7 protein-coding genes are annotated in these 10805 nt (G+C 63.3%); 1 reads left to right on the top strand and 6 read right to left on the bottom strand.

What is annotated here, in order from left to right; translation table 11 throughout:
• Positions 1 to 63: 63 nt before the first annotated feature.
• The 6 genes from FJW04_RS15465 to FJW04_RS15440 form a co-directional block, all read right to left on the bottom strand.
• Positions 64 to 1728, bottom strand: coding sequence for an ABC transporter substrate-binding protein (locus FJW04_RS15465; RefSeq protein ID WP_140715090.1), 1665 nt, complete (start codon positions 1726 to 1728; stop codon positions 64 to 66).
• Between the two features lie 264 nt (positions 1729 to 1992).
• Positions 1993 to 3177: a mandelate racemase/muconate lactonizing enzyme family protein gene (locus FJW04_RS15460; protein ID WP_140715088.1), complete on the bottom strand. Its 1185-nt coding sequence runs from the start codon at positions 3175 to 3177 to the stop codon at positions 1993 to 1995.
• Position 3178: 1 nt separating this feature from the next.
• On the bottom strand, positions 3179 to 4285 hold the full coding sequence (locus tag FJW04_RS15455; RefSeq protein ID WP_140715086.1) for a mandelate racemase/muconate lactonizing enzyme family protein: 1107 nt from the start codon (positions 4283 to 4285) through the stop codon (positions 3179 to 3181).
• 33 nt (positions 4286 to 4318) lie between these two features.
• Positions 4319 to 5008 carry a GntR family transcriptional regulator gene (locus FJW04_RS15450; protein WP_140715084.1) on the bottom strand — a complete coding sequence of 230 codons (690 nt, stop codon included), beginning with the start codon at positions 5006 to 5008 and terminating at the stop codon, positions 4319 to 4321.
• A 192-nt stretch (positions 5009 to 5200) separates the two neighbouring features.
• A complete protein-coding gene (locus tag FJW04_RS15445; protein ID WP_015318882.1) occupies positions 5201 to 6352 on the bottom strand; it encodes an efflux RND transporter periplasmic adaptor subunit in 1152 nt (383 codons plus the stop codon).
• Between the two features lie 15 nt (positions 6353 to 6367).
• Positions 6368 to 9544, bottom strand: coding sequence for a multidrug efflux RND transporter permease subunit (locus FJW04_RS15440; RefSeq protein WP_140715487.1), 3177 nt, complete (start codon positions 9542 to 9544; stop codon positions 6368 to 6370).
• Positions 9545 to 10035: 491 nt separating this feature from the next.
• Here FJW04_RS15440 and FJW04_RS15430 point away from each other — a divergent pair, with 491 nt between their 5' ends.
• Positions 10036 to 10626 carry a TetR/AcrR family transcriptional regulator gene (locus FJW04_RS15430; protein WP_140715082.1) on the top strand — a complete coding sequence of 197 codons (591 nt, stop codon included), beginning with the start codon at positions 10036 to 10038 and terminating at the stop codon, positions 10624 to 10626.
• The last annotated feature ends 179 nt before the right edge of the window (positions 10627 to 10805 follow it).

Here is a 10805-nt window from a genome sequence, read left to right as displayed (position 1 = left end):
CTCCTTGCAAAGCCAGCCCCCCCGGGGGAGCTGGCTGTTAGAGGACTGGCTTTCCCTTTTCGCTTACGCCTTCGATGCCTTTTCGAGGAACAGCTGCGACATGGCTGTCGGTTGCACGCCGGCCACGCCCTTTGCCGTCGCCGTCAGGTAGTCATAGAAATAGCCGAAGATGACAGGCGTTTCCTCGAGCAGAAGCTTCTGGATCTTGCCGGCGTCGGCCTTCTGCGCCTCGAGGTCGAGCGCCGCGATATAGCTGGTCGCCAGCGCGTCGTAGTCCTTGTTCTTGAAGTGCGCGGCATTCCAGGTGCCGTCGCTCTTCAGGGGAGCGGCAAGATAGACATTCGGCACGCCGCGATGGCCATAGTCGGTGATGCCCATCACCGAATCCAGCCAGTTCGATTTGCCGAACACCGCGTCGCCATAATAGGCGCTCTGGTCGAGGATGTTGAGTTCGAGCTCGATGCCGATCTCCTTGACCCAGTTCTGGATGAGCTGGGCATATTCGGGGATTTCGAGATAGCGCTCGGTGGTCAGCGTGATCTTGAAGCCCTTGCCGGCACCGGCCGCTTCCATGAGCTGCTTGGCCTGCGCGATGTCCTGCTTGCGCTGCGGTATGCTCGTATCGGTCGAGGGGTAGACCGCGGCGAATGGGCTGTCATTGCCAAGCGCCGAGCGTCCCTTCATCAGGCCGGCGGCGAGCTTGTCGCGATCGAGGCAGAGCGCGATGGCGCGGCGCACGCGTGCATCCTTCAATGGGCCGTCGTCGCAGCGCAGATGCAGTTGCTGGTGAGCCGACGACTTCAGGCTGATGATTTCGAAGCCCGGATCGTTGAGCAGGGCCACGCCGGCCAGCACCGGCATCTGGTTGATGACGTCGACCTGCCCACCCTGCAGCGCCAGGATCATCGGCTGCACGTCGGTAAAGAAGGTGAACTCGGTACGGTCAGGCAGCGCCTTCGCTCCCCAGTAGTCCTCGTTGCGGACGAAGGAAGCGCCGACCTTCGGCGTGTATTTCTCCACCTTGAACGGGCCGGTGCCATCGAAGCTCTTCTCGTAGTCGCCCTTGTAGTCCGCCGGGATGATGACGGCGTTGTAATTGTCCGACGAGACCATGTAGGGAAAATTGCCGTTCGGCGCGTCGAGGTGGAATTCCACGGTGTAGTCGTCGACCTTCTTGCTGGCCCCCTTCGACAGGATACCGGTGAACACCGACAGCGCGTTGGACGAGTTTGCCGGATCGGCCAGGCGGTCGATGCTCGCCACCACGTCCTCGGCCTTCATTTCGCCGCCGCTGTGGAATTTCACGCCCTTGCGCAATTTGAAGGTCCAAACCGAGCCGTTGTCGTTCGGCTTCCAGCTCTCGGCCAATGCGGGCTGCAGCACCAGGTCGGGGCCGTCGACACAGAGGAATTCCGCAACCTGCTGCATGATCAGCAGGCCGCCGGCGTCGGCGATCGTGACGGGATCGATGGCTGCCGCCGGCACGCTGCTGGCGACACGGATGGTGGCGCCGGGTGCGCCCTGGGCGCGGGCCAGCGATGGCATGCCGCCAAGGCCGGCAGCCGTGGTGATGCCTCCAAGCAGCGGCAGCGACAGGCCAAGCAGGCTGCCATGGCGGATGAAGTCGCGGCGGCTGACACGGCCGTCGACGAGGCCGTCGATCAGGTGATTTTCAAGCGGCGAGCGATTGCGCCGGATCAGGTCGAGAATGCGGTAGTTCTTGATCATGGGTTTTAACCCTTCCCCTGTTTCTTATGGTTTGATGAATGCGTTTTTCAGTTGACGAAGTCCGTGGAGTTCTCCTGTCCCGGCCATCAACGATGTCAGTCGACCGGACTGTAGCATGCGGTTTTTCCTGGTCCATCCGATCCTTGCGGCGCGGGGGTCAGATTTTCTTGAGCAATGCTTCCACCCGTCCGCTCCTGCCGTCGCCATCGATCGCGGCGGCGGACTCTTGTTCTTGAAATACGTCTCCTTTCCCGTGTCGTTCTCCTAGTTCAGCGGCAAACGGCGATATGTCCCGGGCTTGGCCGGGTCGTGATATTTGTTGCAAGGGCCGTTCTCGGCAAAGTCGCGATGGCACGCCGCGAGATTTTCCCGCGACAAGGTGACACCAAGACCGGGACCTTCCGGGACACGCACCGTATTGTTCCTGGGGCAAAACGGCCCCTCCTCGGTGGTGTCCATAGGTTGCATACGAAACAGCGACTGGTTCGGCTCCCGGATCCAGCCCAGGGCCGCGCACAGATGCAGGTAGGCCGCGCTGCCGATGCCGCTGTCGCCGCTGTAGCACCAGAAATCGATGCCCGCGTGCTCGCAGGCGCCGACAAAGCGCAGCATCCGGCCGATGCCGCCATGCGCGGTCGGGTTGCCGACGAATGCATCCGGCACCTGGAGGTCCATGGCGCGCGCGATGTCGATATTGTGGGTCGAGAACGGGATCGAGCAATGGCGGCGCAGTTCGCGCATCTCCTCTGATGTCGCCACCGGATCCTCCCATTTGCGCACGCCGAGCTCTTCCAGCGGCCGCACCAGCCGCCGCGCCGTGCTGAGCGAATAGGCCTGGTTGGAATCGATGCGGATCATCGCATCGTCGCCGAGTTTTTCGCGGATCAACTCGACCATTCCCAGCGAGACTTTCGGATCTTCGGTCGAGAATTTGCCTTCGAAGAAGGTCGTTCCATGCGTCTCGTGCAGTTCCACGCAATAGTCGGCGACTTCTTCCGGCGTCGTCTCGCCCTTGACACCATCCCCATCGCCGCGCAGCGAGAAATAGTCGGTGAACGGGATGTCCTTGCGCACGGCCCCGCCGAGCAACTGATAGAGCGGCTGGTTCCAGGCCTTGCCGCGCAGGTCCCAGAGCGCCATCTCGATAGCGCCGAAGGCCATGATGCGGGTGCGGTCGTTGATCGACTGCACGCCGGTCCAAAACGGCAGGCAGACATGTTCGGCGCCGGCAATGTCGAAGGCGTCGCGGCCGACCAGCCGCTGGGCAAGAACATCATTGATGATGGCGGCCGCTGCCGGCGTCGGCGCTTCGCCCAGCCCGACAAGGCCGTCCTCGGTCTCGACTTCGACGATAACAGGCGAAAAACCGTCGAGTTTGCCGAACACCCAGGCATAGGGCGCTTCGAGGCGAAGATTGATCGGCGTGGCCTTGATGCCGCGGATCTTCATCTCAGCGTCCAACTTCGAAGAAGGGCTTGCCGAGCAGGTCTGGAACGACGTCGATGCCAAGGCCTGGGCCGGCGGGAATACCCATGCGGCTGCCGGTGACCGGCGGCGCGTTCGACGCGGTGCGCACCGTCACCCATTCATGGAAGGCGATCGCGTGCAGCCGGCGCTCCTCCGGCGTCGACAGCGACAGATGCGCCATGGCGGATGTGTCGATCTCGGCGCCGCCGGTATCCTCGACCGTGATCATGAAGCCGAGATCGACGGCGACGTCACGGATCAGCCGGGTCTTGGTGACGCCGCCGAGCCGCGAGATCTTCAGTGTCAGCCCGTCCGCCGCGCCGAGGCGACGGATTTCCAGCATCGCCTCCAGCGAGGTGACGGATTCGTCGAGCACCATCGGCTTGTCGAGCATGCGGCGCACCGACATGTTTTCGTCGATCGTCGTGCAGGGCTGCTCGAACGTATAGTCGATCGCCCGCGTCGCGTCAGTGAACTGCCGCGCCTGGTATGGCGTCCACCCGGCATTGGCGTCGCAGAAGATGACAGTGCCTTTCGGCACCGAGGCGGCGACCGCCATGACGCGCTCGACGTCGTCATGGACATTGCCGCCGACCTTGACCTGGAGCCGGCGGAAACCGTCCTCGACGATGCGCTTGGCAAGTGCGGCCATTTGATCGAACGTGCCATGGGTGACGACCTTGTAGAGTTCGGCCGTGTCGCTTTCCCTGCCGCCGAGCAGCGTCACCAGCGGTACGCCGGCGGCCCGCGCCGCCAGATCCCAGCAGGCCATGTCGAGCGCCGATTTGATGTAGGGATGGCCCTTGAACACCGTGTCCATCAGTCGGCCGATGCTGGCCAGCCCGCACGGGTCCTGGCCGATAAGGTGCGGTGCGATCTCCGGCACGCCGGCCCGGGTGCCGGCCGGGAAGGCGGCAGAGTAGAAATTGCCGAGCGGCGCCATCTCACCCCAGCCGGTGATGCCGCTGTCGGAGGTGATGGAGACGATCACAGCGTCGAAGCAGTCGGCCACACGCCCCTTGGACATGCGATAGGGGCCGTCCACGAAAGGCTGCACGACGTGATAGGCTTTGATGGTTTCGATTTGCACGTGGAGTATCCATTATCCGCGGTGAGGGGAGGGTCAGGCGCCTTTCGACGGACGCTTTTCGAGGTCGCGCGCATAGGCAAGAAGCTCTTCGAAATCGTGGTCGATATGCTCGCGTGCGTGGCGCTGGGCGGCACGCATGTCGTCGCTCTTGAGCAGCCGCACATAAGTCTCGTGAACGTCTTCGGCGGGCACGGCTTCGTTGCGTGCCTGCTGGTGCAGGGCGAAATACATCTGCAAACGGCTGGTCAGCCTTTGCCAGGTTTCCAAGAGCACTGAATTGTCGGCCCATTCATGGATCAGGCCATGCAGTTGCAGCGCGGTCTCGATCTGGCGCGTGGTGTCGCGGTCGCGCGTCGCCTGCTTCACCGCCTCGTGGCGCCGGTCGAGCTCATCGAAAAAGCGCTGGTCGCGCAGTTCCCACATCCGCTCGATGGCGAATTCGTCCAGCACCTTGTTGAGCGAATAGGCGTCGTCGATGTCCTTGGCGGTGACATTGATGACGAAGGTGCCGGCATAGGGAATGCTGGTCAGGATGCCTTCCTGCACCAGCTCGCGCATCGCTTCGCGCAACGGGGCGCGGCTGACCCGCATCTGTTCGGAAATCCTGAGCTCGTTGAGCTTCTGGCCTGGCTCGAGCTGACCGGTCAGGATCGCGCGTCTGAGCAGTGCCACGATTTCGGCACGGCGTGTCGTGTCGGCAATCGGACTGAATTCCGTCTTCACACCATCCGGCCCACTCCCGCGAGAACAGAAGCAGAGACAATCAGATTGTCGACAATCTAACAAGAGCAAGTGATCGGATTTTTCCGTCTCCCAGCGCCGACGTGGCCGCTCTGGTCGGCCTGCTCGTGAAAACGGCGCCCGCGACCTGAGAAAAGGTCGGGGCGCCGCGCGGAAACCGGGCCTGCGGGGGAGTCAGGTAGCCGGTTTCTGTGGCAGGGGCGAAATCGGCATTCCGGGGCCGATCTTCTGCAGATTGCCTGTGATCACCTGGTCGCCTTCAGCGACGCCGCTGAGGATGGCGACCATGTCGCCGCTGGTCGGCCCCAGCGAAACCAGCCGCTGGTCGACCGTATTGCCCTTGCCAACGACATAGAGATACTTGCCGAGCTGGCTTGATCCCAGTGCGACCTGCGGCACCATCAGCGCATCGGGCTGTTGTTTGACGTGCAGCCGCACGCGAACATACTGGCCAGGCAAGAGCGTGAACTTGGCGTTGCCGATGGTGGCGCGTGCGGTGATCGTGCCGGTCGAGTGATCGATCGTGTTGTCGATAAAGGTGAGCTCGCCCTTCTGGTGGGCCTCGGTCTCACCGGGAAGCAGGACCTCGACCTCGATCGGGCCGGCGGCACGCGCTTCCTCGATCTGCGCCAGATCCGTCTCGCTCGGATTGAAGGTGACGTAGATCGGATCGAGCTGCACCAGCGTGTTGAGCACGGTGCCGGCGACGCTGACCAGCGTTCCCACGGAAGCCTGGTTGCGGCCCAGACGTCCAGCGAACGGCGCGTGGATTTCAGCGTAGCTCAAATTGAGCTCGGCCGTGCGCACAGCCGCCTGGTTCAGCGCCAGCGACGCCTGCGCCTCGCGCAAGGTGCTGGTGCGCTGGTCGAAGCTGTCCTTGTCCAGGTAGCCGCTCTTGGCGAGTTCGGTACCGCGACCGAGATTGGAACGTGCATAATCGAGGGTCGCCGTGTCGCGCTGAACCTGTGCCTTCGCCTGGTCGAGCGAGGCCTGGAAGTCATCGGGCGAGATCCTGTAGAGCAGGTCGCCTTGCCGCACGTCGGCGCCGTCTTGCGCCGTCTGTTCCTGCAAATAGCCGGGGACGCGTGCCTGCAGCGTGATGCTGCGGATCGGCTCGGTCCGCGCGGCATAGTCGAGATAGATCGGGATCGTCTTCTTGACCACGTTCGCCACCGGCACCGGCATGACGAACGCTGCTGGAGCCGGCGCGGCCCCGGCCGTGCCGGCATTCAGGCTGAGATTGCCCATGTCCAGCAGGTGGACACTGGCCACCGAGATCGCACCCAGCGCGACAGCCGTTCCCAGCGCGATTTTCCATTTACGCATGATGATTCTCCAATCTTATTCGGCCGCTTCCGCCAGGGGAGGGAAGGCGGGTTTGGCCGTTGGTTCAGTGTGTTGAGAAGCGGGCTCGTCGCCGCTGCGCCGTTCGCGCAGCTGTTCGATGACCGCGTAGAAGACCGGCACGAACACCAGCGACAGGATGGTCGCGGCGACCATGCCGCCGAACACGGTGGTGCCGATGGACTGGCGGCTGGCGGCACCCGCACCGGTGGCGATCATCAGCGGCACCACGCCGAGGATGAAGGCAAACGCGGTCATCAGGATCGGCCGCAGTCTCAGCCGGGCGGCCTCCATCGATGCCTCGACGATGCTGAGGCCTTCCTCGCGCCGCCGTCTTGCGAACTCGACGATCAGGATCGCGTTCTTGGCCGCCAGGCCGATCAGCATGACGAAGCCGATCTGCGAATAGACGTCGATCTGCATGCCTCGTACCCAAAGTGCGGCGAACGCGCCGAACAGGGCGAGCGGCACCGCCAGCAGCACCATGAAGGGCATCGCCCAGCTCTCGTACTGCGCCGCCAGGATCAGGAAGACGAAGACGATGGCGAGGGCAAAGACCACCGACGCGATCGATCCCGCCTTGAGCTCCTGGAAAGTGATGCCGGTCCATTCGAAACCGAAATCCCTGGGCAGCGCGGTCGCCGCGGCCCGTTCCATGGCGGCGACCGCCTGGCCCGACGAATAACCGGGAGCGGCGCCGCCATTGATGGTGGCCGAGGCGTTGTTGTTGTAGTGCGGCACGGTTTCCGGGCCGACGAACGGCACCAGCTTGCCCAGCGTGCTGAGCGGCACCATGCCGCCGGAGGCATTGCGCACATAGAGCCGTGAAATGTCGGCTGCACCGGCACGTGAATCCTTGTCGGCCTGGATGGTCACCCGGAAGGTGCGGCCAAACAGGTTGAAGTCGTTCACGTAGAGCGAGCCGAGATAGATCTGCAGCGTGTTGAAGACGTCGGGCAGGTTGAGGCCGAGCAGCTTCGCCTTGGCGCGGTCGAGATCGTAGTTGAACTGCGGCGTCGAGGTCGAGAACGGCGAAAACAGCTGCTGCGGATTGATTTCAGGCTGCTTGCGGGCCTCGGCGATCACCGCTTGCGTGGCGTCGTTGAGGGCCGTGCTGCCGCGGCCGGTGAGGTCCTCGACGACGAATTCGAAGCCGCCCGTGGTGCCGATGCCGGGGATGGAGGGCGGATCGAAGGAGAGCGCGAAGGCGTCCGGAATCTGCATCAGCTTGCCACGCACGTCGCCGACGAGCTTCGAGGCGCTCTGGTCGGGGCCACGCTCCTCCCACGGCTTGAGGATGGCGAACTCGACCGCCGAGTTCGACTGCGCCGCGCTGGTAAGGAAGTTCAGGCCGCTGATCGAGCCGACGATGTCGACGCCTGGCGTCGCCTGCAGGATGTCGCGCGCCTTCTGGGCCACCGCATCGGTACGCTCCAGCGAAGCGCCGTCGGGCAGCTGGATGACGACGAAGAAATAGCCCTGGTCCTCGACCGGAAGGAAGGTCGAGGGCAGCTTTTGCCAAACGAAGTAGGTGGCGACCAGGCCGGCGGCGAACAGGCCAAGCATGATCCAGCGCAGCCGGATAAGGATGCGCACGCCATGGGCATAGGCATGCGACAGCCTGTCGAAGCCCGTGTTGAACCAGCGGAACAGGAAGAATTGCGTCTCGCCTCGATGGCGCAGGAAGGCTGCACTGAGCGCCGGGCTGAGCGTCAGCGAGTTGAAGGCGGAGATGCCGACGGAGATCGCCACCGTCAGCGCGAACTGGTTGTAGAGCTTGCCGGAGACACCGGGAATGAAGGCAACCGGCACGAACACCGCCATCAGCACGGCGGTGGTCGCAATGATCGGGCCGGTGACCTCGGCCATGGCGGCCTTTGTCGCCGCCAGCGGTTTCAGTCCGGCCTCGAGCTGTCGTTCGACATTCTCGACCACGACGATGGCATCGTCGACGACAAGGCCGATCGCCAGCACCATGCCGAGCAGCGAGAGCATGTTGAGCGAAAAACCCATCATCTCCATGATGACGAGCGTCGCCACCAGCGACACCGGAATGGCGATGGTCGGAATGATGGTCGTGCGCCAGCTCTGCAGGAAGATGAACACCACGGCGACGACGAGCACCAGGGCTTCGCCAAGCGTGATCAGCACGTCATGCATCGAGGCCGAGACGAAGCGCGTCGTATCGTAGTGCATCGCATAATCGACGCCCTTGGGAAAACGGGCCGACAGTTCCTGCATCTTGTCCTTGACGCGCTGCTGCAGATCGAGCGCGTTGGAGCCGGGCATCTGATAGACGGCGAGCACCACGGTCGGGTCCTTGCCGAAAAAGGCCGAGGACGAATATTGCAGGGCGCCAAGCTCGATACGGGCGACGTCGCGCAGCCGCACCAGCGAACCGGTATCGGTGTTGGCACGCACGACGATGTCGCCGAATTCCTTCGGGTCGCTCAACCGGCCGACGGCGTTGACCTGCATCTCGAAGGCGGTGCCGGCGGGCGCCGGCGACTGGCCGATCTTGCCGGCCGCCACCTGGACGTTCTGTTCGGCGATGGCATTTTGCACATCGACCGCGGTGATGCCGAGATTGGCGAGCTTGTCCGGATCGAGCCAGACGCGCATCGAATAGCGCCGTTCGCCGAAAATCTGCACGTCTCCGACACCAGGCAGCCGCTTCAGCGGGTCCACCACCTGCAGATAGGCAAGGTTGGAGAGCGCCACCGGATCGACCGAATGGTCGGGCGAGGTCAGGTTGACGATGAGCACGAAGTTCGGGTTCTGCTTCTTGATCGTCACGCCGCCCTGGTTAACGATCGCCGGCAGCGACGAGGCCGCCTGCGAGACGCGGTTCTGGACGTCGACGGCGGCCGTGCTCAGGGAATAGCCGACATCGAAGGTGATGGTGATGGTCGACGAGCCGTCATTGGAGCTCGTCGAGGACATGTAGGTCATGCCCTGCACGCCGTTGATCTGCTGCTCCAGCGGCGTCGTCACCGTGTCTGCCACCACTTGCGCGCTGGCGCCCGGATAGTGGGCGCTGACCACGACTTGCGGCGGTGTGATGTCGGGAAACTGCGAGACGGGCAGCAGGAAATAACAAATCGTGCCGGCGAGCACCATGATGATGGCGATCGCCGAGGCGAAGATCGGACGATGGATGAAGAAGTTTACCACGACACGCACGCCTCTCCGGCCGCTCTTGCCCGCCCGAAGGCGCTGGCGACCCTGGACAACTGCCCGCGCCCGTCCCGGGACCCTTCCCGTGAACGCAGCAACGGCACCTCGCGACGCTGCCCATCGGCAAGCGAGCGCAACATGTTCTCGAACGCGCGGGGGTCGACCCCATCTGCCTTCATGACCAGCCGGATCATCGGATCCCGGACGGCCTCATCTATGGTAAGATCGCGGCGCTGTGGCATTGGCCGGCTCCTTGTCTGTCGATTCGCAGCCCGTGCTCACGAACCGTTTTTCATCTCTTCACCGGCCGAGGCCGCATGATTGGCAATCTTTTCGTCCATCTCGATCTGGTAGGACCAGTTCACGACCTTGTTATTGACGACGGGCGATATAGGTGTTACCAGTAAGTAACATTCTGGAAGTTACAGACCGGTAACACCCTAGTCAAGAGGTGGCCGAGAGTTTTTTGGAAACGAAAGGAGATCATGATGACAGACGGCGTCGTGGAGCGCTCTCGTCCCCGGGATCGGATTCTGGAGACGGCGCGTGACATGTTCCACAAGCACGGCATCAAGGGCGTCGGCGTCGACGCCATCACCGAGGCTGCCGGCACGAATAAGATGACGCTCTATCGTCACTTCGAATCCAAGGACGAACTGATCGTCGAATGCCTGCGCGCCAACGCACTGAAAGCTGGCGCGATGTGGGAAACGTTCGAGGCCGAGCATCCGGGTGACAAACTCGCTCAACTTCATGCCTGGGTTCGCAAGGCCGCCGCCATGCTCAACACCGACGGCCGTGGCTGCGACATGGCCAACGCCGCCGCCGAGCTGACCGAACCCGATCATCCGGCAAGGCGCGTCATCAAGGAACTCAAGGAAGCCCAGCGCGAACGCCTGGTCGGGCTCTGCCGGGATGCCGGCATCGGCCAGGCCGAGCTTCTCGCCGATACGCTGTCGCTGCTGTTTGAAGGTGCGCGGGTCAGCGTGCAGACCGTCGGTGCCGAGGGCCCGAGCACGCAGTTCGTGCGGATGGCTGAAGGACTGATCGTTTCCTTCCGGGGCACTGCCGCCGTTTAAGCATTGCCGTGGCTGCTGGTGATTTTGCGGTCGCGTGACCGAAACGATGCCTGCTACCCTGAAGGCAGCACGCTACTTCCCGTTGACTGAACGAAAAAAGCCCGCTGCCGGGAGGAGGTGGCAGCGGGCTCGATTTCGAATGTGGCGCGGGAGGAGGTGCGCCCCATTCAGCGTCGGCA

The organism is Mesorhizobium sp. B2-7-3 (genome assembly GCF_006440715.1).
GTDB lineage: Bacteria > Pseudomonadota > Alphaproteobacteria > Rhizobiales > Rhizobiaceae > Mesorhizobium > Mesorhizobium australicum.
This window is presented reverse-complemented; position numbering and strand designations above follow the sequence as displayed.

What these genes read in the sequence shown, in the direction of transcription:
- FJW04_RS15445 (WP_015318882.1), bottom strand. Translation starts at nt 6,352, where the DNA reads ATGCGTAAATGGAAAATCGCGCTGGGAACGGCTGTCGCGCTGGGTGCG.
- FJW04_RS15430 (WP_140715082.1), top strand. Translation starts at nt 10,036, where the DNA reads ATGACAGACGGCGTCGTGGAGCGCTCTCGTCCCCGGGATCGGATTCTG.
- FJW04_RS15465 (WP_140715090.1), bottom strand. Translation starts at nt 1,728, where the DNA reads ATGATCAAGAACTACCGCATTCTCGACCTGATCCGGCGCAATCGCTCG.
- FJW04_RS15460 (WP_140715088.1), bottom strand. Translation starts at nt 3,177, where the DNA reads ATGAAGATCCGCGGCATCAAGGCCACGCCGATCAATCTTCGCCTCGAA.